This is a genomic window from Actinomycetospora rhizophila (assembly GCF_042657905.1).
In the GTDB taxonomy this organism is placed as follows: domain Bacteria; phylum Actinomycetota; class Actinomycetes; order Mycobacteriales; family Pseudonocardiaceae; genus Actinomycetospora; species Actinomycetospora rhizophila.
Window position 1 is genome coordinate 26,463 of the sequence record NZ_JBHSKG010000013.1, and the last position, 26,192, is coordinate 52,654.

Consider the following 26,192-nt stretch of genomic DNA (forward strand, 5'->3'; position numbering starts at 1 on the left):
CGGTCACTGTGCCAGAGGCGGGGCGCTTTCGGACCCCGTACGCGCCGGGTCCGACACGGCGTCGACCAGCGCCCGGGTGAGACCGTCCGGGTTGGCGAGCGCGAGCAGGTGCCCGCCCGGGATCACGACCGCCTCGACGCCCGCGCGCTCGCGGGCCAGGCGGACCTGGAAGTCGGCGGGGAAGAACCGGTCGTCGCGGCCCACGACGACCGTGACCGGCACGTCCGGCCACGCCGGCAGCGACCAGCCGTCGCGGAACGGGCCGTCGGTCTGCTCGCGCTGGTGCTCGGCGCCCGCGGCGACCACGTCGGCGGGGACGTCGTGCAGGAACTCCCACTCCTCGTCGAACCCCGCGTCCTCGCGTCCCGCCGCCCGGACCGCCGCCTCCTTGACCTCCTCGTGCCCCGAGGCCGTCCACCAGTCCCCCGGCGACTCCCCGACCGCCGGGATCATGGCGTTGACCAGCACCAGCCGGCGCACCGGCGTGGTGCGGGCGATCTCGGCCGCGCTCGGTCCGCCCAGCGACGAGCCCACCACGACGACGTCGGACCGGTCGCCCAGCGCCGCGAGCGCCACCTCGACGTAGCGCGGGATGCCCGCGCTCGGGTCGTCGGCGGGCAGGTCGGGCGCGACGACGTCGTCGCCGCGGGCGCGCAGCCGCTGCGCCACCAGGTGCCAGTACCACCCCGCGCCGCCCGCACCGGCCAGCAGCAGCCACGTCGTCATGGCGAGCACCCTAGGGCCGTCACCCGACGGGGACCGCGCGTCGCGCCCGAGGATCCCCGCAGGTCATCGCCGTCCTCGTAGCATCGCGGCCATGGCCGCACCCACCATCCACCCCGAGGGGACGGTGCTGGAGGGGCGGTACCGGGTGGACGGGGTGCTCGCGCGCGGCGGGATGTCGGTGGTGCACCGGGGCGTCGACCTGCGCCTGGAGCGCCCGGTGGCGATCAAGGTGCTGGACGGCGCGCTGGCGTCCGACCCGGCGTTCGTGCGGCGCTTCGAGCGGGAGGCGCGCGCCGCGGCCCGCCTCGCGCACCCCGGCATCGTCGCCGTGCACGACCAGGGGCGCGACCCCGACGGCACCGTGTTCCTCGTCCTCGAGCTGGTCGAGGGCGGCACGCTGCGCGACGTCCTGCGCGACCAGGCCCGGCTGCACCCGGCGGCGGCGCTGACGGTGGCCGAGCAGGTGGTCACGGCGCTGCAGGTCGCCCACGACCGGGGCCTGGTGCACCGCGACGTGAAGCCGGAGAACGTGCTGATCGGGCGCGACGGGGCGGTGAAGGTCGCCGACTTCGGGCTGGTCGCGGCCGCGTGGGAGACCGACCCCGACGACTCCGGCGAGATGGTGCTCGGCACCGTCGCCTACCTGGCGCCCGAGCAGGTCACCGACGGCCGCGCCGACGCGCGCAGCGACCTCTACGCCACCGGCATCGTGCTGTTCGAGCTGCTCACCGGTGTCCCGCCGCACGGCGGCGACGACGCCGTGACCGTCGCGCGCCGCCACGTGCAGAACGACGTGCCGCTCCCCTCGTCGGTGGTCGGGGGCGTGCCGCGGGCGCTGGACCGGCTGGTGATCGCCGCGACCCACCGCGACCCCGAGCGCCGGCTCGCCGACGCCCACGCGTTCCTCGCCGCCGCCCGCGGCGTGCGGATGGACGCCGACCTGCCGTTCCACCCCGTGCCGCTGCCGCCGCGGCGCGCGAGCACCGGGGGCTCCCGGCCGCTGCGGGGCACGCGGCTGCTCGACCTCGACGGCGCCGAGGGCCTGCGCACGCGGCGCCCGCCGCCACCGGAGGACGACCTCGACGAGGACGACGGCGACGACCGCTGGGAGGACGACACCTGGGAGGGCGAGGCCTGGGAGGAGGACCCCGACGAGGACCTCCTCGACGACCCCGGGCCCGAGGAGGACGACGAGGACGACGACCAGCCCTCCGGGCGGCGCCGCGCCGACGCCCCGGTGGACGACATCGACGTCGCGATCGAGCAGATCGAGCGCCGGCGCGCGCGCTCGCGCTCGCGCCGGCTGCTCGCCGCGTGGCTCCTGCTCGAGGCGGTCGCGACCGTGGTGGCCGGGGCCGCCGGGTGGGGCCTCGGCCTCCCCGGCTGATCCCGCCGGGTGCGATCAGCCCCGCAGCATCTCCGCGACCAGGAACGCCAGCTCCAGCGACTGCTGGGTGTTCAGGCGGGGGTCGCAGGCCGTCTCGTAGCGCCCGGCGAGGTCGGTGTCGGAGATGTCCTGGGCGCCGCCGAGGCACTCGGTGACGTTCTCGCCGGTGAGCTCGACGTGGATGCCGCCGGGGTGGGTGCCCAGGCGCTGGTGGACCTCGAAGAAGCCCTGGACCTCGTCGACGACCTGGTCGAAGTGGCGGGTCTTGTAGCCGGTGGTGGCCTCGACCGTGTTGCCGTGCATGGGGTCGCACTGCCAGATCACCTGGTGGCCGGACGCGGTGACCTTCTCCACGATCGCGGGCAGCACGTCCCGGACCTTGCCCGCACCCATCCGCGAGATCAGCGTCAGCCGGCCGGGCTGGCGGTGCGGGTCGAGGCGCTCGACGTACTCCACGGCCTGCTCGGGGGTGGTCCCCGGCCCGATCTTGATGCCGATGGGGTTGGCCAGCAGCTCGGCGAACGCGATGTGCGCCCCGTCCAGCGCGCGGGTGCGCTCCCCGATCCACAGGAAGTGCGCGCCCAGGGAGAACAGGCGCGCGTCCTCCCGGCTGGTGGCCTCGACCCGCGAGTCCAGGCGCAGCAGGGCCCGCTCGTAGTCCAGCACCAGCGCCTCGTGGCTGGCGAAGATCTCCGTGCCGCGCAGCGAGTGGTCGTTCACCCCCGCCGCGGACATGAACCGCAGCGCCCGGTCGATCTCGGCGGCGACGGCCTCGTAGCGCTCGCCGGCGGCGCTGGTGCGCACGAACTCGCGGTTCCACTCGTGGACCTCGTGCAGGTCGGCCATGCCGCCCGAGGTCAGCGCGCGCACCAGGTTCATCGCCGCGCCCGCGTTGGCGTAGGCGCGGATCATGCGGCCCGGGTCGGGGATCCGGCGCTCGGCGTGCGCGGCCAGCGAGTTGACCATGTCGCCGCGGTAGCTGGGCAGGCCGAGCGCGTCGGTCGCCGACGAGCGCGGCTTGGCGTACTGCCCGGCGATCCGCCCGATCTTCACGACCGGCAGCGACGCGCCGTAGGTCAGCACCACCGCCATCTGCAGCAGCGTGCGGATGTTGCCGCGCAGGTGGGGCTCGGTGTTGTCGGCGAAGGTCTCCGCACAGTCGCCGCCCTGCAGCAGGAACGCCTCGCCCCGCGCCACCGCGGCCAGCTGCGACTGCAGCCGGTCGACCTCGGCGGGCACGGTGATCGGCGGGACGTGCTCGAGCACCGTGCGCACGTCCGTCACCGCCTGCGCGTCCGGCCAGTCCGGCTGCTGGAGCGCCGGGCGCGAGAGCGCGTCGTCCAGGCGGTCACGCAGGTGGGAGGGCAACGGGGGCAGACCCGGGAGGGCATCCACGGGAAGGTCGACGGACCACACGACACGCAAGCGTAATGGTGCGGTCAGGACCGTCGACTGTGTTCCCCGCGACCGCCTCGTCGCCGCGCGTGTCGGTCAGTCGGCGGTGACGGGCTCGCTGCCCAGCCGGCGCCGCCAGTGGGCGTCGATCACCTGCCAGCGCGCGAGGTTGTGGCGCGCGTCGGCGAGGGCGTCGTGCGCGTCGGCCGGCGCCGGCGGGAGCTCGGGGCGCCCGACGTCGTCCCAGCGCTGGCGCAGGTCGCGGGTGAAGCGCGGCAGGGCCCGCGGGAGGTCGGGCATCGCGCCCCAGAGCTGGGCGATCGCGACGTGGTCGTAGGCCGCGTACCAGGCCCAGAGCTCGACCGGGCCCTCGCCGGCGGTCACGAACTCGTAGAACGCCTCGCGGATCGCGAGCCTGCTCTTCCAGGCGGGGTCGGACATCGGGGGCAGCTTGTCGAGGACGTTCCGGCGGACCCAGGGCCCCGCGCGCATCGGGTCGAACTGGCGGGAGATCGCGTAGAACTCGTGGCCCTGCTCGTCGACCACGCCGACGGAGACCAGCTCGATGGTGGTCCCGTCCTCGATGAACTCGCAGTCGTAGAAGTACCGCGCCACGGCGCCCATTGTCGCGGGCCGGCGGTCAGGCCGCCTGCGGGGTGCCCTGGTCCTTGACGGTGCTGGCGTAGACGTCGACGTACTCCTGCTCCGAGAGCACGCGGACGGCGTCCATGATCTCGTCGGTCATGGCCCGCTCGACCTGCCGGTCGTCGGTGATCTCCAGGTAGCGCGAGAAGTCCAGCGGCGGGCCGATGCGGATGCCGATGCGGCAGGGGCGCCAGAACCGCGAGCCGACGGGGTTGGCCCGGTCGGTGCCGATCATCGCGACCGGGACGACGGGCACGCCGGCCTCGAGCGCCATCCGGGCGACGCCCGTGCGGCCCTTGTAGAGGCGGCCGTCGGGCGAGCGCGTGCCCTCGGGGTAGATGCCGAACAGCCGGCCCTCGCGCAGCACCCCGATGCCGGTGTCGAGCGCGGCGCGCGCGGCGCGGCCGTTGCCGCGCTCGATCGGCACCTGTCCCATGCCGGTGAAGAACCAGCGCTTGAGGGTGCCGACGAGGCCGGGCTGCGTGAAGTACTCGGCCTTGGCGGGGAACGCCATCCGCCGCGGCACCATCAGCGGCAGGACGAACGAGTCGAGGACCGCGAGGTGGTTGGACGCGACCAGCGCCCCGCCGTGGCGCGGGAGGTTCTCGGCGCCCTCGACGCGCGGCCGGAACGCGACCCGCATCAGCGGCCCGAGCAGGACGTACTTCATGATCCAGTAGAGCATCGGGCCTCCCGTCCGTCGTCGCCCCGCCGCGGCGCCGAGCCTAGGTCGTGGCGGGTCCGCGGCGGCACCGCCGCGCGACGGGTCACACCCGTCGTGCGTCCGATCACCGGACACGGGGCACCCGGTCCGCCGCAGGCGGGGACCGTCCGGCGCGACACGGGACCCGGCGCGTGACCCGACCGTGTGGGACATGCCACGATAGGGATCCCGACCGCTCCCCCGCCCCCGTGGCGGCCCGACGCCGCGCCGTCCGGCGCCCGGAGGACCCCGTGCCCGTGTTGCCCGGAGCCGAGCCTTTCGCCTCCGACCCCGGCGACGGAGCGCGGGAGATCGGGGTCGTGCTCAGCCACGGCCTCACCGGCACGCCGCAGAGCATGCGGGCGTGGGGCGAGCACCTCGCGGCGGAGGGCATCGGCGTGCGCGGACCCCGGCTGCCCGGGCACGGCACCCGGTGGCAGGACCTCAACCGCACCCGCTGGCCCGACTGGTACGCCGAGGTCGAGCGCGCCGTCGACGACCTGCGGCGCGAGTACCGCTCGGTGTTCGTCTTCGGGCAGTCGATGGGCGGGACGCTCACGCTGCGCCTCGCGCAGGAGCGCGGCGACGACCTGGCGGGCATCGCGCTGGTCAACCCCTCGGTGACGACCCTGCGCAAGGACGCCACCATCGCGCCGTACATCCAGTGGTTCGTGCCCTGGGTGCCCGGCGTCGCGAACGACATCAAGAAGCCCGGCGCCACCGAGCTCGCCTACGACCGGCTGCCGACGCGCGCGGCGGTGTCGCTGACCGCCCTGTGGGGGCTCGTGCGGCCCGACCTGGGCCGGGTGCGCTGCCCGGTCCTGCTGTTCCGCTCGCCCACCGACCACGTGGTGGAGCCGGTCAACAGCGACCTCGTCCTCGAGGGCGTCGGGTCCGACGACGTCACCGACGTCGTCCTGCACGACAGCCACCACGTCGCGACGCTCGACAACGACGCCCCCCGCATCTTCACCGACAGCGTGGCGTTCGTCCGCCGCGTGCACGCCGCCCGCTCGACGGCTTCCGCCGGCTCCACCCCAGGGACCACCGCATGACCGCGCCCGACCCCGACGCCACCGGACCCGACGGCGTCCGCCCCGACCCCACCGGCCGGCGCCCCGACCTGCCCGACGACGTCGACGCCGCCTTCGCCTCCATCGTCGCCGACTGGGCCGCCGACGGCGCCCCGCGCTGGCCCGACGAGGACGCCGGGTCGCCGGCGCCGCAGTCCCGCTCCGACGACGGGCCCTCCTCGGGCCCGGTCACGGCGACACCGCCGCGCGGGCCGCGGCCCTCGCCGCCCGCCCCCGACGCGCCCCGTCCCGACGCGCCGGGCCCCGCGGTGCGCCCGACCGTCGACCCCGCCGCCGGGGGCCACCGGCGCCACACGCCGCCGACGCCCCCCGAGGACGAGCACTACGTCCCGCCGGAGCCCCCGCCGCTGCCGCGCCTGGGGCTGAGCAGCCTGCTCGGCCTCGCGCTGCTCGTCGTCGGGGTCGTGCTGCTGGCGGTGCCCGGCCTGCTCGGCGGGCCGGTGGGGCTGGGCATCGTGCCCGGGCTGCTCGCGATGACCGCGGGGCTGGGCTGGCTCGTGTTCGGGCTGCGCCGCCACCGCGACCCCGAGGACGGGCCGGACGGCGGCGCGGTCCTCTAGGGCCGTTCCCTAGGAACTGATCGCCTGCTCGCGGGCGTCCAGCGCCGCGCCGATGATCCCGGCGCGCCCGCCCAGCACCGCCGGGCGGACCTCGGCGAGCCGACGGTGCCCGTTCCCGGTGACCTCGTCGGCGTAGCGCCGCCGCGCCCGGTCCAGGTAGAGCGACGCCGACGCCGAGACCTCGCCGCCGATCACCACCACGTCGGGGTCGAACACGTCGGCGACCAGGGCGAGCGCCTGCCCGAGCCAGTCGGCGAACTGGTCGACCACCCGGCGGGCCAGGGCGTCGCCGGCCTCGGCGGCGCGGGCGACGTCGCGCCCCGTGATCGGCTCGGCGCGCTCCCAGGTCGCCCGGAGCACCGAGAAGTCCTCGGAGGCGGCGACCAGCTCCTCGGCGGAACGGCCCAGCGCGGTGCCGCTGCAGTACCGCTCGAGGCAGCCGCGCTTGCCGCACGGGCACGGGCGCCCGCCCCGGACGACCGTGAGGTGCCCGAGCTCCGGCGCCACGCCGTGGGCCCCGCGGAACACGGCGCCCTCGACCAGCAGCGCCGCCCCGATGCCGGTGCCCAGGGCCACGAGCACGGCGACCGACGCGCCGGCCGCCGCCCCGACCCGGTGCTCGGCCAGGCCCGCGGCGTTCGCGTCGTGCTCGAGCACCACGGGCACGCCGAGGCGCGCGCCGAGCCGGTCGACCACCGGGTCGTCGCGCCACGGCAGGTGCGCGCCGAACGCCACGCTGCGCTTGTCGGGGTCGACGAACCCGGCGACCGCGAGCCCGACCGCGCTGACATCGTGCTGCGCGGCGAGCCCGCCGACGAGGTCGGCGACGGTGTCGTCGAGCTCGTCGGCCCGGGTCGGGGTCGGCGCCGCCGACACGTCGGCGATCACGGTGCCGTCGGCGTCGACCACCCCGGCGCGCACCGAGGTGCCGCCGATGTCGACGCCGACGGTCAGCACGACACCGGGCCCTCGGGGCCGTCCCGGCCCGGCGACCGGCCCGGGCGCTCGGGCCGCCGGATCGCGATGCGCTGCACGGACGGCCGCGGCGCGCCCGCGGGCGGCGTGGTGCCGTCGGTCGGGGTGGCGCCGCGGTGGGCGGTCGGGGGTGGTGCCGTGGCTCCGGCGACGTCTCCGTGGTCCGGCGTGACGCTGGCCGACGCCGCGGGCTCACCCGTCACGTCCCGGAACGCCGCGGACCGGGGCGACGCCCGGCGGATCGGCACGCGACGACCCCCGGGGCCGCCGGCGGAGCGGCGGGGGCGCGGCGCCGCGGTCGGGGGTTCCGCGGGTGGGGATTCCGCAGGTGGGGGTTCCGCGGGTGGTTCCCCCGCCGGTTCCCCGGCCTCGGCGCGCGGCGGCGTCGCGCCCCAGGCGTCCCACGCACCCCACTCGGCCGGCCAGCCCGCCGGCGGGCGGTCGCCGGTGCCCGGTCCCCGTGTCCGGTCCGGCGCGGGGGGTGGGGGGGCGTGGGTGTGGGCCGGCTCCTGGTGCGCCTGCACCATCAGCCGCAGCAGCACCATCAGCCCCGACGCCTGCTCGGCGAGGCGGGCGGTGAGCTCGGGCTGCTCGCCCCGCAGCGCCGCCACGAGCGCGCACACCGGGCACCAGGAGCACGGTCCGGGGCTCTGCGGCGGCCGCATGCCCAGCCGCGCGCGCCCGGTCCGGGTCGGGCCCGGGGTGGCGTGCGGGGTGCTGTGCGGGGTGCCGTGCGGGGTCGCGTGCGTGCCGGCCGCGGCCGCGTCGACGCGCGTGGAGAGCCAGTCGATCAGCGCCGACGCCGTCGCGCGGGCCTCCTCGGTCAGGCGCTCCTGCGCGGCACGCCCGGCGTCTCCCCCCGGCGTGCTCACCGCATCCACACCGCGGGGTCCGGGCGGAAGACCACCGAGAGCAGGTCGTCGTCCAGGTCGGCGCCGGTGACCTCGCAGCGGCGCAGCACCGGGGGCAGCGCGACCGCCCGGCGGCGGCCGTCGACGGTGACGGCGAGCTCGTCGCCGATGCGGGCCAGGTCGACCTCGGCCTCGCCGATGCCCGCGACGTGCAGGTCGAGGGCGAACTCGCTGTCGGGCTCCGTCCCGACCCCGGCGGTGCGGCGCACGGCCACGAGCGCCCGGCCGACCGGGCCGTCGAGGGGGTCGTCGTCGCCGTAGAGGGTGTCGGCCAGCTCGGCGAGGGCCTCGACGCCGACAGGCTCGCCGGCGCTGTGGGGCACGCGGCGCACCGGCACGTCGCCGCCGGCGCCCGAGAGGTCGGCGAGGACGGCCTCCTGCTCGGCGCGCCGGGCGCGCACCCAGGTCGCGGCCTCGCCGCGCCCGCCGCCGGCGTCGGGCACCAGCCGGTTGGCGACCATCCCGTCGACGTGCAGCCCGTGCAGCGCCAGGGCGGTCAGCGTGCGGCGCGTCTCGGCCGCCACGACCCGCTCCGGGGTGAGCACGAGCCGGATCGTCGTGGTGCGGTGGTCGGCGAGCAGGTCGCGCAGGCCCGCGAGCTGCTCGGCGAGCCGCGAGAGCGACGCCGCGGCGGCGTCCCACCGGGCGACCGTGGCGCTGCTGCCCGCGAGGCCCGCCAGGACGCCGCGCACGGCGCGCCGGTGGGTCGGGAAGAGCCGCTCGAGGTAGGAGCCGAGCGCTTCGGGCAGTGCCAGCAGGCGCAGGGTCTCGGCGGTCGGCCCGCAGTCGACGACGACGACCTCCCAGGGCCCGTCGGTCGTCGCGCGCCGCACGTCCTCGAGGGCGAGCAGCTCCTCGACGCCGGGCAGGACGGTCAGCTCGTCGGCGACCATCTCGTCGACGCCGGCACCGGCCAGCAGCGTGCGCAGCTGGGTGCGCAGCGGCTCCCACGCGTCGTCGACGAGCGCGCGGGTGTCGATGTGGGCGGCGAAGAGGCCCGGGTAGAGCTCCGGGGCGATCTCGCGGGGGCTGCCGTCGAGGCGGGTGGCGAGCGCGTCACCCAGCGAGTGCGCGGGATCGGCCGAGAGGGCGAGCACCTTGCGCCCGCCGCGCGCGAGCGCGACGGCCGTCGCGGCCGCCGTGGTCGTCTTCCCGACCCCGCCCTTGCCGGTGAACAGCAGGACCCGCACTCAGCCCTCCACGCGACGCTTCAGCCCGGTCAGCGCCTGGTCCATGATCCGCTTCTCGGCCCGCCGCTTGAGCAGGCCGGGCAGCGGCACCGCGAGGTCCACCGAGAGGGTGTAGGTCACCTCGGTGGTGTCACCGCCGTCGGCGACGCGGTAGCGGCCCCGCTGCGAACGCTGCATCTGCCCGGACACGAGGTCCCAGGTGACGCCGTCGTCCACCCAGTCGTAGGCCAGGACGTAGTTGTCCTTGATCGGACCGGCGTCCAGGTTGAACCGGACCTGCTCGGGACGTCCCTCGTCGTCGTGCGTCAGCACCGTGGCCGACGTGATCGAGTCCGCCCACTCGGGGTAGGCCTCGAAGTCGGCGATGACCCCGAGCACGTCGGAGGCCGGCGCCGCGATCGTGATGGACTGGGTCGACTCGTCGGCCATGGCGGGAGAGGTTACCGCCGCGCCCGGCCGGGCGGGCACGCCCCGTGCACCGGGGCCGACGGCACGTGATCGACCCCTCACACCCCCGACCACTGCCCCGGCGGCACACCGGGCGGGCGGCCCGCCTCGAGCCGGTCCTTGAGGGCGAACGCCAGCGCCTTCGCCGCCCGCTGGCGACGGACGACCTCCCGCGTCGCCGCGCGCGGGGGCAGGGCCTCGCCGACGGGGTCCACGCGCAGGAACCAGTGCAGCACGGTGCCGTCCCCGACGGCCTCGAGCCACACCTCCATGCTCCCCCGCCACGCGTCCCCCACGACGCTCCAGCGCACGCCCTTCTCGGCGCGGTCGGCGAAGACGCGCAGGTCGAGGTCGGGCCAGAGCCGGCGCCACGCCGCGGGGTCGGCGAACTCCGGGGCCAGCCGCTCGGGCGGCACGGCCAGGAAGGTCTCGTCCACCACGTCGACGGTCGCCACACGCCCAGCCTGACAGGCTCGCCCCGAGCCCGTTCCGGCGACGCCGCTGGGCGGATTGTCCGGCTACCGGGAAGTAGTCCGGCGCGACTATGGTCACAGCCGACGCAGAGGCGCGGGTGCGGAGAGGTGACAGATGCAGCAGTACACGGAGCCGGCGGTCGGCAAGGTCGCCGACGACGACAACCTCACCTCGGCGCCGTGGGCCAACGCCGCCGCGCACGGTGGCGACGTCGCCTACCGGCGCCTGGTCCAGGACGAATGGCAGCCCGTCACGTTCGCCGAGTTCCGCGACGAGGTCGCCGCCGTGGCCAAGGGCTTCATCGCCGCGGGCCTGCAGCCGAGCGACCGGGTGGGGCTGATCTCGAAGACCCGCTACGAGTGGACGCTCGTCGACTACGCGCTCTGGGCCGCCGGCGCCGTGACGCTGCCGATCTACGAGACCTCCTCGGCCGACCAGGTCGAGTGGTGCCTCTCCGACTCGGGCGCGCGCGGCGTGGTCATCGAGTCCGACGAGCACCGCGGCATCGTCGAGGGACTGCGCGAGAAGCTCTCCGAGCTCGGCCACGTGTGGCAGATCGACGCCGGGGCCGTCGACGAGCTGCGCGAGGCCGGCGCCGGGGTCGACGACGCGACGCTCGAGGAGCGGCGCACCGCGGTGCACGCCGACGACCTCGCGACCCTGATCTACACCTCGGGCACCACCGGGCGTCCCAAGGGCTGCGAGATCACCCACCGCAACCTGCTGTTCGAGGTCCGCGCCGTCGCCGACACCTTCGGCGACCTCATGCAGCCCGGCAACAGCACGCTGCTGTTCCTGCCGCTCGCGCACATCTTCGCCCGGGTGATCCAGTGCGCCGCCCAGGAGTACCGCTACACCATCGGCCACTTCGCCGACACCAAGAAGCTGACCGCCGAGCTGCCCCGCTTCCGGCCGGACTTCCTGCTCTCGGTGCCGCGCGTGTTCGAGAAGGTCTACAACGGCGCGAAGGCCAAGGCGCACGGCGACGGCAAGGGCCGGATCTTCGACATCGCCGAGACCACCGCGGTCAACTACTCGAAGTCGCTCGACGACGGCGGGCCCGGCATCGCGCTGCGGCTGCAGCACGCCCTGTTCGACAAGCTCGTCTACGGCAAGCTGCGCGCGGCGCTCGGCGGCAAGGTGATCGGCGCGGTCTCCGGCGGCTCGGCGCTCGGCGCGCGCATCGGCCACTTCTTCCGCGGCGTCGGCGTCCCGATCCACGAGGGCTACGGGCTCACCGAGACCAGCGCGGCGATCACCGCGAACCCCAACGGCGCGATCAGGGTCGGCACCGTCGGCAAGCCGATCCCCGGCGTCACGATCGCCATCGCCGAGGACGGCGAGGTCCTCGCCAAGGGCGACGTCGTGTTCCGCGGCTACTGGAACAACGCGGAGGCGACGGCCTCGACCATCGTCGACGGCTGGTTCCACACCGGCGACCTCGGCAGCCTCGACGACGACGGCTACCTCTCGATCACCGGCCGCAAGAAGGAGCTCATCGTCACCGCCGGCGGCAAGAACGTCGCCCCCGCGGTGCTCGAGGACCGGGTGCGCGCCCACCGCCTGGTCAGCCAGGCGCTCGTCGTCGGCGACAACCGCCCCTACGTCGGCGCGCTGATCACCCTCGACGCCGAGGCCCTGCCGGGCTGGAGCACCGAGAACGGCAAGGACACCTCCGACCCGGCCGCGCTCGCCGACGACCCCGACATCCAGTCGGAGATCTCCGCGGCGATCGACGACGCCAACCGGGCCGTCTCGCGCGCCGAGGCCATCCGCCAGTGGCGCATCCTCGGCACCGACTTCACCGAGGAGAGCGGCGAGCTCACCCCGACGATGAAGCTCAAGCGCAACGTCATCGCCGAGAAGCGCGCCGACGACATCGAGGCGGTCTACCAGCGCTGAGCGCCCGCCGGGGTTGCAGCGAACGGGTATCTCGCTGCTTCTAGGCGCGCGAAGTCCCCGTTGATCACTGGGGTCGGCGCGCGGGCGGAGCAGCGGGATACGCCGAGCGGGTCAGCCGGCGGCGAGGGTGCGCAGGCGCGCGGCGCGGGCGTCCCACGTCCAGTCGGCGCGCATCCAGCGTCGCCCGGTCTCGCCCATCGCGCGCGCGGCGTCGGGGGCGGCGAGGAGGTCCGCGAGGGTGTCGGCGACGTCCGCGGCGTCGCGCCCGTCGACGAGGCGCCCGGTCTTCCCGGGCTGCACCGTCTCGGGCGCGCCGCCGGACCGCCCGGCGACCACGGGCACCCCGCACGCCTGGGCCTCGAGCAGCACGATGCCGAGGCCCTCGACGTCCAGGCCCCCGCCCAGCGTCCGGCACGGCAGCGCGGAGACGTCGGCGGCGGCGTGGTGCGCGGGCACCTCGTCGGGGGTCATGGGGCCGGTGAAGACCACGTGGTCGGCGACGTCGTGGCGGCGCGCGAGGCGGCGCAGGCGGTCGCGGTCGGGCCCGTCGCCGGCGATGAGCAGCGCGGCGCCCGGCACGATCCGCCGCAGGCGCGCCAGTGCCTCGATCAGCACGTCCTGGCCCTTGCGGCGCACCAGCCGCGACACGCACCCCACCACGGGACGTTCCCCCAGCCCGTGGCGGCGCCGGATCTCCTCTCGCCCGCCCGGATCGGGCCGGAAGCGGTCGGTGTCGATGCCCGACGGCAACGGCTCCAGGGCGGCGTCGGGCCCGAGCGCCGGCGCGATCCGCCCGCGCGTGTACCGGCTGACCGTCGTCACGACGTCGCTGTCGCGCCCGATCCGCGCGAGCAGCTGGCGGCTGCCCGGCAGCATCGACCACCCGACCTCGTGGCCGTGGGTGCTCGCGAGCACGCGCTCGGCGCCCGCGCGCCGCAGCCCCGGCGCCATGAGGCCCAGCGGGGCCGCCGCGCCGAACCACACCGTGCGGGCGCCGTGCGCGCGCACCAGCTCCGCCGCCCGCCGGGTCGCGCCCGGGGTGGGCAGCATCATCGTCGTGGGCAGGCGGTGGACCTCGAACGGCTGCTCGGCGTCGAAGCGCCGGCACGCCGCGCGGGCCTCGTCGGTGCGCTGCCAGGTCGACGCGAGGACCACCAGCTCGTCGGACGGCAGGTGCGTGGCGAGCGCGTGCAGGTAGGACTGGATGCCGCCCGGGCGGGGCGGGAAGTCGTTGGTGACCAGCAGGGTCCGCGCCACCGCCGGAGCCTCGCACGGGCTCCCCGGACGGTCGGCACCGGCCGTTCGCCGGGGCGGGCTACGCCCAGCGCCCGAGGAACTCGACGGCCGCTGCGTCGACGACCTCGGGGTGCGACGCGCTGAGGAAGTGCTGGCCGCCCTCGACGATCCGCAGCTCGGCCTGCGGGGAGCGGGTGAACATCCCGATCTCCTCCTGCGCGTTGGCCACCGAGTACACCGGGTCCGCCGTGCCGTGCAGCCACAGCACCGGGCAGCGGACCTCGTCGAGACGCCCGTGCAGCCCGTCGCGGTCGCGCAGGTTGATCGAGGAGGTCCGCAGCCGGCGGCGTCCGGCGTCGCCGGTGTAGTTCTGCTGGTGGGTCGCGTGCCAGAACCTGCGGGTCTCGTCGTCGACGTCGGGGCCGAGGCCCTCCGCGAGCACCGCGTCGACCAGCTCGACCGGGATCACCCAGCCGTCGCCCACGGGCTCGGCGAGCGCGTCGATCGCCGGGCTGAGGAACGCGATGCCGTCCCAGCAGCCGAGCTCGCGGCTGCGCGCGCTCTCGTAGTCCATCGAGCTGCCCAGCACGATGACGCCCTGGACGGCGTCGGGCGCGAGCAGGGCCATCCGGACGGCGAGCCAGCCGCCCTGCGAGGTCCCGAGGACGAACGCGCGCTCGATGCCGAGGGCGTCGAGGACCTGCAGCGCGGCGACGGCGGTGTCCCAGTAGGTGAAGTCGGCGTACCCGGCGCGGGTGCTGCCGTGGCCGTACGGCTCGATGGCGAGCAGGTTCGCGGTGCGACCGAGCTCCTCGTCGTGGAACTGCGGGCGGTAGAGCTCCGACGAGGTCGTGAACGAGTTGATCAGCACCAGCGTCGGCAGCGCCTCGTCGAAGGGTTCGCTCAGCGCGTACCCGACGTGCGAGGAGCCGAGGTGGGGCACGGTGATCGTCCGAGCGGCGCTCATGGGAGCGGAGAGTGTGGTGTGGACCACCCTCGTGTCAATCGGGCGTTCCGGACCCGCTACAGCACGACGCGCCGGACGCCGCTGAGGCTCGACCGGACGTCGGACACCTTGACGACGTCGCCGGACTGCGGGGCCTCGAGGAACTTGCCGCCACCGACGTAGAACCCCACGTGGGTGACCGGGTCGTTGAAGAACAGCAGGTCGCCGGGGCGGGCGTCGGCCATCGAGACCGGGATGCCGATCAGCGCCTGCTGGCGCGACACCCGCGGCAGACCGACCCCGACCTGCCGGTAGGCCCACTGCACCAGCCCCGAGCAGTCGTACGTGCTCGGGCCGGTGGCACCCCAGAGGTACGGCTTGCCCTGCTGGGTCAGCGCCACCCGCAGCGCCTCGATCGCGATCCCCGTGCCGGGGATGTTCGTGGGGAAGTCGGTGGTGCCCCCGCGGCGCAGCGCGGCCAGCGTGGCCGGGGAGGCGTCCTCGAGGGCGCGCTCGGCCGCGGCGACCCCCCGGTCGGCGTCGGCCCGGCGGCGCTGCGCGTCCTCGGCGGTCTGGGCGTCGGCCGCGGAGCGGTCGGCGTCGCGGGCGCGGGCCTCGGCGTCGCGCTCGGCGGACTCGGCGGCGGCGGTGGCGTCGAGGAAGCGCTGGACGAACGCGCGGTTCTCGGTGGCGATGGTGTCGAGCAGGGTGGTGCGCTCGAGGTAGGCCTGCGGGGACTCGCTGCCCAGCACGGCGGCCAGCGCGTCGAGCTGCCCGCCCTGGTAGGCGGCGCGGGAGATCTGGTCGACGTCGACGAACGCGCGGTCGCGCTCGGCGCGGGCGTCGTCGGCGGTGTCGCGGGCGGTGCGGGCGTCGCGGCGGGTGCGGTCGGCCTCGCCGCGGCGCACGCGCAGCTGCTCCTCGGCGTCCAGCGACGCCTCCGTGGCGTCGGCCGCGCGGGCGTTGGCCGCGGCGAGCGCGGCGACGGCGTCGGGGGCTCCGGGCGGGACGATGGGGTCGGCCGCGGCGGGCGGGGCGGCCGCGAGCCCGGTCGCGAGCAGCGCCGCCACGAGCGCGGTGACGACACCGGCGCCCAGCGCCGGGACGATGCGGCGTCGGGATCTGTCCACCGCGACCACGGTCTCGTCGGGTCCTCTCTGCGCTGCCCGGCCCGACCGCGCTCCCGGACCCGCGGGCGGCCCTCGGACACCGCCCCCGTGCCGGACGCGTCGGCCCCCGACGGCCACGATCCGGAGCCCGCGGCGACGCCGTCGGCGCCTCGCGGGTGAGCGAACCCTACCGACGGGTCATCGGCGTCCCGCACCGACCGGCACCGAACGGCGGGCGCCCGGGCGGCGGTGGGCGGGGCGCGCCGGCGGCGGCGTGCGCTCACCCGACGCCCCGGGCCCGGCGGGCGGCCGGACGCCCCGGACGCTCCCGTGGCGGGGCCTGCGGGGCGGGCGGCACGAGCCGCAGCCGCGGGATCAGTCCGTGGTCGGCCAGGACCTCGAGCGCCCGCTGCTCGACGGGCCCGAACTCGAGGGGCAGCGGGCCGCCGGGCGCGGCGTCGGACGGGCGCGCCGCGGCGTCGCCGGCCGCCGGGACCGCGGGCGTGCCGAGGAGCACGCCGACCACGCAGTCGTGGCACGCCACGTCGCGGACGGTGCAGGTGTCGCAGTCGATCAGCACGGGAGCCTCCCGGACTCGCTCCCCGGCCGGTCCGGGGTCATGGCACGCACGCTAGGAGCGACCCCCGACAACGCCGCCCGACGAGGACGGACGCGCAGGTCAGATGCGGGACAGCCGCGCGAGCAGGACGCTCGACGGCACGGGGTGGGCGCCCTGGCGGCGCACCGAGTCGACGACCGCGCGGTCCGAGGTCACCACCACCAGCGGGCGCCCCTCCGGCTCGGCGCCGACCAGCGAGCGGATGAGGTCGTCCGCGATCACCCCGGGGTCGCTGAACAGCACCCGCACCCCGCGCACCGAGTGCGTCGGCACGTTCGTGATCCCGGCCCCGTCGAACACGAGCGTCGTCTCCGCGCCCGTCCGCGCGGTGAGCGGGGCGAGGGCCGCCACGAGCCGCTCGCGCTGCACGGCCAGGGAGAGCTCGGGCCAGCCGGTCTTGGTGACGTTGTAGCCGTCGACCACGAGGTGCACCTCGGGCAGCGCGAGCAGCCGGTCCAGCGCCGCCGGGTCGGTGACGCGGGCCTTGGGCGCCGACCCGGACCCGGCGCCGACCAGCTCGGCGGGCCGCGCCCCGGTGTCACCCGCGCGGAGCCCGAGCTCCTGGCGCAGGCCCTCGGCGGCGCCCGCGACGGTGTCGACGAGCAGCGCGAGCCGGGCGTCGTCGGCGCGGCGGGCGTCGACCGCGGCGCGCCGGGCGTTCGTCAGGTCGTCCGCGGCGCGCCGGGCGCGGTCCTCGGCGGCGGCCGCGAGCTCGCGCTGGCGGTCCCGGTCGCGGCGCAGCTCCGCCAGCTCGGCGCGCAGGCCGCCGTCGCCGGCCTCCCGGGCGGCGCGCAGCTCGGCGGCCTCGTCCTCGGCGCGGCGGACGCGGGTGCCCTGCTCGCGCAGCCGCGCGCGCAGCTTGGCGATCTCGTCGCGGTTCCCCTCGGCGGCCTCGTCGACCGCGGCGCGCGCCCGGTCGAGCTCGGCGGTCAGGCGGCGCACCTCGGCCTCGAGGCGCTCGGCGCGGGCGAGGGCGGCGTCGCGCTCGGCGCGGGCACGCCCGGCGTCCGCGCGCTCCCCCAGGTCGCGGACCAGCCCCGAGCCCTCCTCGCGGCCCTCGAGCACGGCGACCGCGGCGGCGTGGACGGGGTCGGGCGACGGCGGCCGCCAGTCCGCCGGGCGCTCCTCGGTCCACCAGTCGACGACGCGGGCGGCGAACCCCGTGGTGCCGCCCAGCGCCCCGAGCAGGGGGCCCGCGCCGGCCCGGGCCCGCTTGGCCGGCGCGAACCGGGCCACCGGGCGGACCGGGGGCGGGAGGTCGGCGACGGGCAGGTTCCCGACGGCGACCGCGACCAGCTCGGCGACCTTCGCGCGCACCGTCTCCGGCGCGGCCTCGAGCAGCCGGGCGCGGACCGCGGACCGGGCGGCGACGTCGTCGTCCGACGTCTCCTCCGGCCCGGCGGCCCCCTCCTCCATGACCGGTCAGGCTAGACCCGCCCCGCGCCCCGGAGCCGACCCTCGCCACCGGCGATCGAGCGCGTGGCGATACGGACGTTGAGTGTCTGCGACGCCACGCCGCTGACACGGCGGAGCGCTGTCGGGGGTCGCGCCTAGCGTCCGCCGGCGATGGACGCCACAGCCCGTTCAGCCCGTCCGGTCACCGGCCCGGACCCCCAGCTCTCGTTCGGCGAGCTCGGCACGCCGCTGTCGGCGGTCACGTTCGTCGTGGTCGACCTGGAGACGACGGGCGGACCGCCCGACTCGGACGCGATCACCGAGATCGGCGCGGTCAAGGTCCGCGGCGGCGAGGTCGTCGGCGAGTTCGCCACGCTCGTCGACCCGGGGGTCGCGGTGCCCCCGCAGATCGTCTCGCTCACCGGGATCACCACGGCGATGGTGCGCGACGCCCCGCGCCTGCCGGCCGTGCTCGGCGCGTTCCTGGAGTTCTGCGCGGGCGCGGTGCTCGTCGCCCACAACGCCCCGTTCGACATGGGCCACCTCCGCGCGGCCTGCCGGCGCCACGGCCCGCCGTGGGCGCGCCCCGCGGTGGTCTGCACGGCGCAGCTGGGCCGGCGCGTGCTCACCCGCGACGAGGCACCGTCGTGCCGGCTCTCGGCGCTGGCGACCCTCTTCCACGCCCGGACGCGCCCGATCCACCGCGCCCTCGACGACGCCAAGGCCACCGTCGACGTCCTGCACGGCCTGCTCGAGCGCGTCGGCAGCCGCGGCGTGTCGACGCTCGAGGACCTCCTGGCGCTCCAGGTCGAGGTCAGCCCCGCCCAGCGCGCCAAGCGCCACCTCGCCGACGCCGTGCCCGAGGAGCCCGGCGTGTACCTGTTCCGCGGGCCGGGCGACGAGGTGCTCTACGTCGGCACCAGTCGTGACCTGCGACGACGCGTGCGCTCGTACTTCACCGGCGGCGACAAGCGGGCGCGCATGAAGGAGATGATCGGCCTCGTCGAGCGCGTCGACTGGGTCGTGTGCTCGACCTCGCTGGAGGCCGAGGTCCGCGAGCTGCGCCTGCTCGCCGGGCACGCGCCGCGCTACAACCGCCGCTCGCGCTTCCCTCACCGCGGCTGGTGGGTCGCGCTGACCGACGAGCCCTTCCCCCGCCTGTCCGTCGTGCGCACGCCCCGCGCCGACGCCGTCGGCCCCTTCGGGCGCCGCCCGGACGCCGTCAACGCCGTCCAGGCGCTCCAGGACGCGCTGCCGCTGCGCCCCTGCACCCAGCGCATCCCGGCGCGCGGGGCCTCGGGCACGCCGTGCGCCCTGCACGAGATGGGCCGCTGCGGCGCCCCGTGCGCCGGTCACGTGGACGTGGAGGCCTACCGGCCGGTGGTCGCCGACGCCCGCGCGCTGGTCCGCGGCGCCGACGACGCGGGGCTGCGGCGGCTCTCGGCGACGGTGGGCGCGCTCGCCGACGCCGAGCGCTTCGAGGACGCCGCCGCCCACCGCGACCGGCTCGCCGACCTCGCCACCGCGCTCGGGCGGGTGCAGCGGCTGTCGTCGGTGGCCGGCACGCCCGAGATGATCGCGGCGCGCCCCGACGGCGCCCGCGGCTGGGACCTCGCCGTCGTGCGCCACGGCCGCCTCGCCAGCGCCGGGCGCGCGCGGCGCGGGGTGCCGCCGATGCCGGTCGTCGAGGCCCTCGTCGCGTCGGCCGAGACCGTGATCCCCGGCGACGGCCCGCTGCGGGGCGCGCCGCCCGAGGAGGTCGCGGTGGTCACGCGGTGGCTCGAGCGGCCCGGGACGCGGATGGTGCGCACCACGACGCCCTGGGCGATGCCCGCCCTCGGCGCCGGGGCGTGGGCCGGCTGGGTGGGACGCGCCCGCGAGGCGCGCCGCGATCCCGTGAGGGCGCCCGGCGAGCCGCCCTAGACTCCCCCGGGCGACACCCACCGAGCACCCCGAGCCACCGAGGAGCGCCCGTGATCACGGCCTTCGTGCTGGTCCACGCCGACGCCGACCGCATCCCCGAGACCGCGCAGGCCATCGCCGACCTCGACGGCGTGGCCGAGGTCTACTCCTGCGCGGGGGACGTCGACCTCGTCGCCGTGGTCCGCGTCCGCGAGCACGAGCAGCTCGCCGACGCCATCGCCGGCGGCCTGTCGAAGGTGGAGGGCGTGCAGAGCACCACCACCCACATCGCCTTCCGCTCGTACTCCTCGCGGGACGACGCGTCGGCCTTCTCGGTCGGGCTCGATTAGTCCCCGATCACTCGCGGACGGCTCGCGCGACGGCCGACCAGCGCTCGAGCAGCGCGGTCGCCGCGCCGGAGTCGACGGCCTCGGCGGCGCGGCGCTGCCCGGCCGCCACGCCCTCGTGGAGGTCGGCCATCGCCGTGCCGGTGACGGCCTCCTCGTAGGCGGCGAGCGCCGCCCCGGCGTTAAGCAGCACCGCGTCGCGGACCGGCCCGCGCTCGCCGGCGAACACCGCCCGGGCCACCGTGGCGTTGTGCGCGGCGTCACCGCCCCGCAGGTCGCCGGCGGTGGACACGGGCACGCCGAGCGAGGTCGGGTCGAGGGTCTCGACGCGCACCCCGCCGGGGCCCGCGTGCCAGACGGTGGTGGTCGTGGCCGTGGTGACCTCGTCGAGCCCGTCGTCGCCGCGCACCACCACCGCACGGTCGCCCCGCGCGGCGAGCACCTCGGCGAGGATCGGCGCGAAGCGCACGTCGGCGCACCCGATGAGCGCCGCGCCCGGGCGCGCCGGGTTGGTCAGCGGCCCGAGCAGGTTGAACGCGGTGGGGACGCCGAGCTGGCCGCGCACGGGGCCGGCGTGGCGCATCGCCGGGTGGAACACCTGGGCGAAGCAGAACCCGATCCCCACCTCGGCGACGCAGCGCGCGACGGCGTCGGGGCCGAGGTCGACCGGGACCCCGAGCGCCTCGAGGACGTCCACCGACCCGCTCTGCGAGGAGGCCGCCCGCCCGCCGTGCTTGACCACCCGCGCGCCCGCGGCGGCCATCACCACGGCCGACATGGTCGAGATGTTGACCGTGTGCGCCCCGTCGCCGCCGGTGCCGACGATGTCGACGACCGGGCCGGGGACCTCGACCGGGCGCGCGTGGGCGAGCATCGCCGTCGCGAGCCCGGCGATCTCGGGGGCCGTCTCGCCCTTCGCCCGCAGCGCGACGACGAACCCGGCGACCTGCGCGGGCGACGCCTCGCCCGACATCACCTGGTCCATCGCCCACTCGGTGTCGTCCGCGGCGAGGTCCCGGCCCGCGAGCAGGCGGCCGAGGAGCCCGGGCCAGCTCGGGGCCCCGACCGGGGCGGTCACCCGCGGACGGCCGGGAGGGCGCGCTCGCGCAGGACGGTGGCGACGGTCTCGGCCGCGGTCACCGGGTCGAGCGGCTGCACGAGGACGGCGTCGGCCTGCGACCACGTCGCGAGCCAGTGGTCGTCGCGGCGGCGCACGACGACGATCACGGGCGGCGGGTCGTCGCTCTCGTTCTTGAGCTGGCGGCAGACCCCCATCCCGCCGGTGGGCTGCGCCTCGCCGTCGAGCACGGCGAGGTCGATCTCCCCCGCGTCGGCCGCGCCGAGGACGTCGGCGACGTTGCCGGCCTCGACGAAGCGCAGGCGCGGGAGATCGGGGGCCGGACGGCGCCCGACGGCTCCCGCGATGGCCTCGCGGACCTCCGGCCGGTGGCTCATCACGACGACCGTCAGCGTGGTGGTCGGGGCCGTCATCGCGTGCGCTCCTGCATGCGCCGGATGCTAGCGGGCCGCACGCACCGTCACGACCACCTGCCGACCCGCCCGGGAACCGGTACGACGGCCCGACGTACGACGACGGGTAGGAGAACCCGCAGGTGAGAGGCGGTGCAGGTCGGCGCGGGTACGGGCGCCGTCGGGGAGGCGATCGCGGGAGGACGGGCCGGTGACACGACGAGGCCTCGCCCCGACGGGCTCACGTCGGCCGGAGGTGTCATCATGACGCCCGTGACGACCGCCCAGGGTGCGCCGGCGCCTTCCTTCAGCGCGAGGATTCACTCCCTCAACCGGCCCAACGTCGTGAGCGTGGGGACCATCATCTGGCTCTCCAGCGAGCTGATGTTCTTCGCCGGGCTGTTCGCCATGTACTTCGTCGCGCGGGCGAACGCGACCGAGGGCTGGCCACCGGAGCCGACCGAGCTCGACGTGCCGTACGCGCTGGTCAACACGATCATCCTCGTGGCCTCGTCGTTCACCTGCCAGTACGGCGTGTTCGCGGCCGAGCGGGGTGACGTCTTCGGGCTGCGGCGCTGGTACGCGATCACCTTCGTGATGGGCACGGTCTTCGTGCTCGGCCAGGTGTTCGAGTACTACACGCTGGTCACCGCGCACGCGACGACGATCTCCAGCAGCTCGTACGGGTCGGTCTTCTACATCACGACCGGCTTCCACGCGCTGCACGTCACGGGCGGTCTGATCGCGTTCGTCCTGCTCATAGCCCGCACGTTCCTCAGCCGGTTCACCCCGGCGCAGGCCACCGCCGCGATCGTCGTCTCGTACTACTGGCACTTCGTCGACGTCGTCTGGATCGGCCTGTTCGCCGTCATCTACTTCATCCGCTGATCGATGGCCGCGACCCCGCACGACGACACGGCGCACGACCGCCAGGACCACCACCCACGGCGAGGAGAGCTCGAGGTTGGGCACCCCATGAGTGACGACAAGCCCCGCACCCGGGCACGGCGCGGGTCGAAGATGCGCCGGCGCCTGTCCGGACTGCTCGCCCTGGGCGTGGCCCTGGTCGCCGTCGGCGGCCTCTACACGGTGTTCACCCCCGAGCCGGACCAGGCGATCGCGGCCGACCCGGCGATCGTGCGCGAGGGTCAGCAGATCTACGACAACTCCTGCATCACCTGCCACGGCAGCAACCTGCAGGGCGTGGAGGGGCGCGGCCCGAGCCTGATCGGCACCGGCGAGGCCTCGGTCTACTACCAGGTCTCCACCGGCCGCATGCCGCTCGCGGCCCAGGGTGCGGCCGCGGAGCGCAAGCCCCCGCGGTTCGACGAGGCCCAGATCGACGCCCTCGGCGCCTACATCCAGGCCAACGGCGGCGGACCCGTGCTGCCCGAGGAGCGCGGCGAGGCGCTGCGCGGCGAGGAGCTCGGGCGCGGCGGTGAGCTGTTCCGCCTCAACTGCGCCTCCTGCCACAACTTCACCGGCCGCGGCGGCGCGCTCTCGTCGGGCAAGTTCGCGCCGAACCTCGACCCGGCGAACGAGCAGCAGATCTACGCCGCGATGCTCTCGGGCCCGGCCAACATGCCGACCTTCGCGGACTCGCAGCTCTCCCCCGAGGAGAAGCGCGACATCATCGGCTACATCAAGTCGGTGTCGAGCAACAACACCGGCGCCAACCCGGGCGGCAACGGTCTCGGCGGATTCGGCCCCGTGCCCGAGGGCATCGTGGCCTTCTTCGTCGGGCTCGCCGCCCTGATCGGTATCTCCCTCTGGATCGGAAGCCGCCAGTGAGCACGCGCCCCGCCGACCGCGGCGCCAACGCGCCCAGCGAGCCCCACCCGACGGACGCCACCCCGCGCATCCCGTCGGACGAGGAGCTCGCCCGGATGAGCACCGACGACCTCGTGCGTCTGGGCAACCAGATCGACGACATCGAGGTCGTGTCGTCCCGCGAGCGCTTCCCGGTCCCCGGGACGCGCGCCGAGAAGCGCGCCGAGCGCCAGGTCGCGGGATGGTTCATCCTCGCCCTGATCTCGGGGATCGTCTTCATCGTCGCGTTCATCGCGTGGCCGTGGGAGTACCGCTCGCCCACCGAGGAGGGCGCGTGGGTCTACGCGCTCTACACCCCGATCATCGGCATCACCTTCGGGCTGTCCGTGTTCGCGGTGGGCATGGGCGTCATCGCCTACTCGAAGAAGCTGCTGCCCGAGGACCTCACGATCCAGCAGCGCCACGACGGGCGCTCCTCCGAGGTCGACCGCCGCACCGCGGCCGCGCGCCTCGTCCAGACCGGTCAGCAGAGCGGGCTCTCGCGCCGCAAGCTGATCTACCGCTCCATGGGCGCGGCCGGCGGCGTGCTGGGCCTCGGCGTCCTCGTCGCCGCGTTCGGCGGCTTCGTGAAGAACCCGTGGAAGGAGGGGCCGAACTCGCCGCTCCTCGTCACGGACTGGAAGTCGAAGCACGGCGAGCGGGTCTACCTGCGCAAGAACTCCGGCATCAACACCGACGTCGTCCTCGTCCGCGCGGGCGACCTCGAGCCCGGGGCCATGGAGACGGTCTTCCCGTTCCGCGAGGAGGAGCGGGAGGACCCCGAGCACCTCGCCGAGGTCCTGCGCTCGTCCGACTCGCCGGTCATGCTCATCCGCCTCCGGCCCAACGTCGCCGTGATCAAGCGCGCGGGCCAGGAGGACTTCAACTACGGCACGCTGTTCGCCTACTCGAAGATCTGCAGCCACATGGGGTGCCCCACGTCGCTGTACGAGGACCAGACGAACCGCATCCTGTGCCCCTGCCACCAGTCGCAGTTCCAGGCCAACGAGTTCGCGAAGCCGGTCTTCGGTCCCGCGACCCGTCCGCTGGCGCAACTGCCGATCGCGGTGGACGATCAGGGGTACCTGTACGCACGCAGCGACTTCATCGAACCGGTGGGTCCGGCGTTCTGGGAGCGGAACTCATGAGCTCGATCACCACACCCACCCGCAAGGGCGGCGGCCTGGCGATGAAGCTCGCCGGCACCGCCGCCGACGAGGTCGACAGCCGCATCCACCCCGCGGGACCGATCCGTCGTCAGATCAACAAGGTCTTCCCGACGCACTGGTCCTTCATGCTCGGCGAAGTCGCGATGTACAGCTTCATCGTGCTGCTGATCTCGGGCACCTGGCTGGCCGTCTTCTACGACCCGTCGATGGCCGAGACCACCTACGAGGGCACCTACCCGGGCCTCCGTGGCGTCACGGTGTCGATGGCCTACGAGTCGACCGTCAACATCTCGATGGACGTGCGCGGCGGCCTGTTCATCCGCCAGGTCCACCACTGGTCGGCCCTGCTGTTCGTCGCCGCGATGATCGCGCACATGATGCGGACGTTCTTCACCGGAGCGTTCCGCCGCCCGCGCGAGACCAACTGGATCCTCGGCGTCGTCCTCCTGCTCACGGGCATGATCGAGGGCTTCCTCGGCTACTCGCTGCCGGACGACCTGCTCTCCGGCACGGGCCTGCGCACCGGCCTCTCGGCGATCGTCCTGTCGATCCCGGTGATCGGCACCTGGCTGCACTGGGCGATCCTCGGGGGCGAGTTCCCGGGCTCGATCATCATCCCGCGGCTCTACATCGTCCACGTGTTCCTGCTGCCCGGGATCATCACGGCGGTCATCGCGATCCACGTGGCGCTCGTGTGGTTCCAGAAGCACACGCAGTTCCCCGGGCCCGGCCGCACCGAGCGCAACGTCGTCGGTGTCCGCATCCTCCCGACGTTCGCCACCAAGGCCGGCGGCTTCATGGTCGTGTCGGTCGGCGCGATGGCGATGATGTCGGGGATGTTCCAGATCAACCCGATCTGGAAGCTGGGGCCGTACGACCCGACACAGGTCTCGGCGGGCTCGCAGCCCGACTGGTACATGGCCGTGTTCGACGGCGCGGTCCGGCTGTGGCCGTCGTGGGAGATGTACCTGTTCGGCAGATACACGATCCCAGCGATCTTCTTCCCGGCCGTGATCGGGATGGGCATCCTCACGACACTGCTGGCGCTCTATCCGATGATCGAGCGCAAGCTGACCGGCGACGAGGCCCACCACAACCTGCTGCAGCGGCCGCGCGACGTCCCCGTCCGCACGGCGACCGGCATGATGGCCATGACGTTCTACTTCTGGCTGCTGCTGGCGTGCGGCAACGACATCTTCGCCTACACGTTCGACATCTCCCTGAACGTGATGACGTGGATCGGGCGCATCGGCCTGCTCGTGCTGCCGCCGCTGGTGTACTTCGCGACCTACCGCATCTGCCTGGGCCTCCAGCGCAGCGACCGCGAGGTGCTCGAGCACGGCATCGAGACCGGGCACATCAAGCGCCTCCCGCACGGCGAGTTCATCGAGGTGCACCAGCCCCTCGGCGGCGTCGACGACCACGGCCACGCCGTGCCGCTCGCCTACCAGGGCGCCAAGGTGCCGAAGCGGATGAACGACCTCGGCTCGGCCGGCCAGCCCCTCAAGGGCGGCTGGTTCCGCCCCGACCCGGCCGAGGAGCAGGACGCCCTCGGCGGCGGCGGTGGCGACCCGCTGGAGGTCGAGCCCGGCGAGACCCGCGAGCTCGCGGGCCGTCCGGACGCCGGCCGTCCGCGCGACATCCAGGAGTAGGCACCCAGCACGACCCACGACGGGCCGGGAGCGTCACGTACGCTCCCGGCCCGTCGTTGTTCTGCGTGGGTGGGCGTGTGCGAGCGATGCGGCGTTGCTGGCCTCCGGTGATCAGCAGGTGGCAAGGCC

26 protein-coding genes are annotated in these 26,192 nt (G+C 75.4%); 10 read left to right on the forward strand and 16 right to left on the reverse strand.

Translation table 11 applies throughout. The features are described 5' to 3' along the window. Positions 1–3 precede the first annotated feature (3 nt). Positions 4–726, reverse strand: a complete 723-nt coding sequence (locus ACFPK1_RS21945; protein ID WP_378023073.1) for an alpha/beta fold hydrolase — start codon at positions 724–726, stop codon at positions 4–6. 91 nt (positions 727–817) lie between these two features. Here ACFPK1_RS21945 and ACFPK1_RS21950 point away from each other — a divergent pair, with 91 nt between their 5' ends. Beyond that, the gene (locus ACFPK1_RS21950) at positions 818–2,113 is read left to right on the forward strand and encodes a protein kinase domain-containing protein (protein WP_378023074.1); all 1,296 of its coding nucleotides are present in this window, start codon (positions 818–820) and stop codon (positions 2,111–2,113) included. Between the two features lie 15 nt (positions 2,114–2,128). Here the strand turns inward: ACFPK1_RS21950 and ACFPK1_RS21955 are convergent, their stop codons facing one another. The 3 genes from ACFPK1_RS21955 to ACFPK1_RS21965 all read right to left on the reverse strand — a co-directional run bounded on the left by ACFPK1_RS21955 (position 2,129) and on the right by ACFPK1_RS21965 (position 4,838). Further along, the gene (locus tag ACFPK1_RS21955) at positions 2,129–3,529 is read right to left on the reverse strand and encodes a class II 3-deoxy-7-phosphoheptulonate synthase (RefSeq protein ID WP_378023075.1); all 1,401 of its coding nucleotides are present in this window, start codon (positions 3,527–3,529) and stop codon (positions 2,129–2,131) included. Between the two features lie 75 nt (positions 3,530–3,604). Next, positions 3,605–4,123, reverse strand: coding sequence for a polyadenylate-specific 3'-exoribonuclease AS (locus ACFPK1_RS21960; protein WP_378023076.1), 519 nt, complete (start codon positions 4,121–4,123; stop codon positions 3,605–3,607). Between the two features lie 25 nt (positions 4,124–4,148). Then, the gene (locus ACFPK1_RS21965) at positions 4,149–4,838 is read right to left on the reverse strand and encodes a lysophospholipid acyltransferase family protein (protein ID WP_378023077.1); all 690 of its coding nucleotides are present in this window, start codon (positions 4,836–4,838) and stop codon (positions 4,149–4,151) included. Positions 4,839–5,107: 269 nt separating this feature from the next. Here ACFPK1_RS21965 and ACFPK1_RS21970 point away from each other — a divergent pair, with 269 nt between their 5' ends. Further along, positions 5,108–5,911, forward strand: coding sequence for an alpha/beta hydrolase (locus ACFPK1_RS21970; RefSeq protein WP_378023078.1), 804 nt, complete (start codon positions 5,108–5,110; stop codon positions 5,909–5,911). Beyond that, positions 5,908–6,510 carry a hypothetical protein gene (locus ACFPK1_RS21975; protein ID WP_378023079.1) on the forward strand — a complete coding sequence of 201 codons (603 nt, stop codon included), beginning with the start codon at positions 5,908–5,910 and terminating at the stop codon, positions 6,508–6,510. The genes ACFPK1_RS21970 and ACFPK1_RS21975 overlap by 4 nt, the downstream gene beginning before the upstream one ends. 9 nt (positions 6,511–6,519) lie before the next feature. Here ACFPK1_RS21975 and ACFPK1_RS21980 read toward each other — a convergent pair whose 3' ends face one another. The 5 genes from ACFPK1_RS21980 to ACFPK1_RS22000 all read right to left on the reverse strand — a co-directional run bounded on the left by ACFPK1_RS21980 (position 6,520) and on the right by ACFPK1_RS22000 (position 10,488). Then, on the reverse strand, positions 6,520–7,467 hold the full coding sequence (locus tag ACFPK1_RS21980) for an ROK family protein (protein ID WP_378023080.1): 948 nt from the start codon (positions 7,465–7,467) through the stop codon (positions 6,520–6,522). Next, positions 7,461–8,357: a hypothetical protein gene (locus tag ACFPK1_RS21985; RefSeq protein WP_378023081.1), complete on the reverse strand. Its 897-nt coding sequence runs from the start codon at positions 8,355–8,357 to the stop codon at positions 7,461–7,463. The genes ACFPK1_RS21980 and ACFPK1_RS21985 overlap by 7 nt, the downstream gene beginning before the upstream one ends. After that, a complete protein-coding gene (locus ACFPK1_RS21990; protein WP_378023082.1) occupies positions 8,354–9,586 on the reverse strand; it encodes an ArsA family ATPase in 1,233 nt (410 codons plus the stop codon). Before ACFPK1_RS21990 ends, ACFPK1_RS21985 begins: the two co-directional genes overlap by 4 nt. Next, positions 9,587–10,015, reverse strand: coding sequence for an SRPBCC family protein (locus ACFPK1_RS21995; protein ID WP_378023083.1), 429 nt, complete (start codon positions 10,013–10,015; stop codon positions 9,587–9,589). It abuts the gene before it with no gap. A 77-nt stretch (positions 10,016–10,092) separates the two neighbouring features. Continuing rightward, a complete protein-coding gene (locus tag ACFPK1_RS22000) occupies positions 10,093–10,488 on the reverse strand; it encodes a polyketide cyclase / dehydrase and lipid transport (RefSeq protein WP_378023084.1) in 396 nt (131 codons plus the stop codon). Between the two features lie 133 nt (positions 10,489–10,621). On the opposite strand from ACFPK1_RS22000, the gene ACFPK1_RS22005 reads away from it, so the two are divergent. After that, positions 10,622–12,409 carry an AMP-dependent synthetase/ligase gene (locus ACFPK1_RS22005; protein ID WP_378023085.1) on the forward strand — a complete coding sequence of 596 codons (1,788 nt, stop codon included), beginning with the start codon at positions 10,622–10,624 and terminating at the stop codon, positions 12,407–12,409. A gap of 111 nt (positions 12,410–12,520) precedes the next feature. Here the strand turns inward: ACFPK1_RS22005 and ACFPK1_RS22010 are convergent, their stop codons facing one another. From ACFPK1_RS22010 to ACFPK1_RS22030, 5 genes are all read right to left on the reverse strand, one after another. Then, positions 12,521–13,666 (reverse strand): glycosyltransferase family 4 protein, encoded by a 1,146-nt coding sequence (locus ACFPK1_RS22010; protein ID WP_378023086.1) that lies wholly within the window; start codon positions 13,664–13,666, stop codon positions 12,521–12,523. A 58-nt stretch (positions 13,667–13,724) separates the two neighbouring features. Beyond that, entirely contained in the window at positions 13,725–14,612 is an 888-nt protein-coding gene (locus ACFPK1_RS22015; protein ID WP_378023087.1) for an alpha/beta fold hydrolase, read from the reverse strand. Between the two features lie 56 nt (positions 14,613–14,668). Continuing rightward, entirely contained in the window at positions 14,669–15,721 is a 1,053-nt protein-coding gene (locus tag ACFPK1_RS22020; protein WP_378023088.1) for a C40 family peptidase, read from the reverse strand. Between the two features lie 259 nt (positions 15,722–15,980). Then, complete coding sequence (locus ACFPK1_RS22025; RefSeq protein WP_378023089.1) at positions 15,981–16,280, reverse strand: hypothetical protein; 300 nt, start codon at positions 16,278–16,280, stop codon at positions 15,981–15,983. A gap of 99 nt (positions 16,281–16,379) precedes the next feature. After that, positions 16,380–17,735: an NYN domain-containing protein gene (locus ACFPK1_RS22030; RefSeq protein WP_378023090.1), complete on the reverse strand. Its 1,356-nt coding sequence runs from the start codon at positions 17,733–17,735 to the stop codon at positions 16,380–16,382. A 150-nt stretch (positions 17,736–17,885) separates the two neighbouring features. On the opposite strand from ACFPK1_RS22030, the gene ACFPK1_RS22035 reads away from it, so the two are divergent. After that, positions 17,886–19,637, forward strand: a complete 1,752-nt coding sequence (locus tag ACFPK1_RS22035; protein ID WP_378023091.1) for a DEDD exonuclease domain-containing protein — start codon at positions 17,886–17,888, stop codon at positions 19,635–19,637. Between the two features lie 50 nt (positions 19,638–19,687). After that, a complete protein-coding gene (locus ACFPK1_RS22040) occupies positions 19,688–19,966 on the forward strand; it encodes an Lrp/AsnC family transcriptional regulator (RefSeq protein ID WP_378023092.1) in 279 nt (92 codons plus the stop codon). A gap of 7 nt (positions 19,967–19,973) precedes the next feature. Here ACFPK1_RS22040 and trpD read toward each other — a convergent pair whose 3' ends face one another. Both trpD and ACFPK1_RS22050 read right to left on the reverse strand, forming a co-directional pair. Continuing rightward, positions 19,974–21,041 carry an anthranilate phosphoribosyltransferase gene (gene trpD, locus ACFPK1_RS22045; protein ID WP_378023093.1) on the reverse strand — a complete coding sequence of 356 codons (1,068 nt, stop codon included), beginning with the start codon at positions 21,039–21,041 and terminating at the stop codon, positions 19,974–19,976. Beyond that, positions 21,038–21,454: a response regulator gene (locus tag ACFPK1_RS22050; protein ID WP_378023094.1), complete on the reverse strand. Its 417-nt coding sequence runs from the start codon at positions 21,452–21,454 to the stop codon at positions 21,038–21,040. Before ACFPK1_RS22050 ends, trpD begins: the two co-directional genes overlap by 4 nt. Positions 21,455–21,697: 243 nt before the next feature. On the opposite strand from ACFPK1_RS22050, the gene ctaE reads away from it, so the two are divergent. From ctaE to qcrB, 4 genes are all read left to right on the forward strand, one after another. Then, positions 21,698–22,321 (forward strand): aa3-type cytochrome oxidase subunit III, encoded by a 624-nt coding sequence (gene ctaE / locus ACFPK1_RS22055; RefSeq protein ID WP_378023095.1) that lies wholly within the window; start codon positions 21,698–21,700, stop codon positions 22,319–22,321. Positions 22,322–22,408: 87 nt separating this feature from the next. After that, positions 22,409–23,224 (forward strand): cytochrome bc1 complex diheme cytochrome c subunit, encoded by an 816-nt coding sequence (gene qcrC / locus ACFPK1_RS22060; protein ID WP_378023096.1) that lies wholly within the window; start codon positions 22,409–22,411, stop codon positions 23,222–23,224. A 68-nt stretch (positions 23,225–23,292) separates the two neighbouring features. Then, a complete protein-coding gene (qcrA, locus tag ACFPK1_RS22065; protein WP_378023247.1) occupies positions 23,293–24,390 on the forward strand; it encodes a cytochrome bc1 complex Rieske iron-sulfur subunit in 1,098 nt (365 codons plus the stop codon). After that, on the forward strand, positions 24,387–26,063 hold the full coding sequence (gene qcrB, locus ACFPK1_RS22070; protein ID WP_378023097.1) for a cytochrome bc1 complex cytochrome b subunit: 1,677 nt from the start codon (positions 24,387–24,389) through the stop codon (positions 26,061–26,063). The genes qcrA and qcrB overlap by 4 nt, the downstream gene beginning before the upstream one ends. The last annotated feature ends 129 nt before the right edge of the window (positions 26,064–26,192 follow it).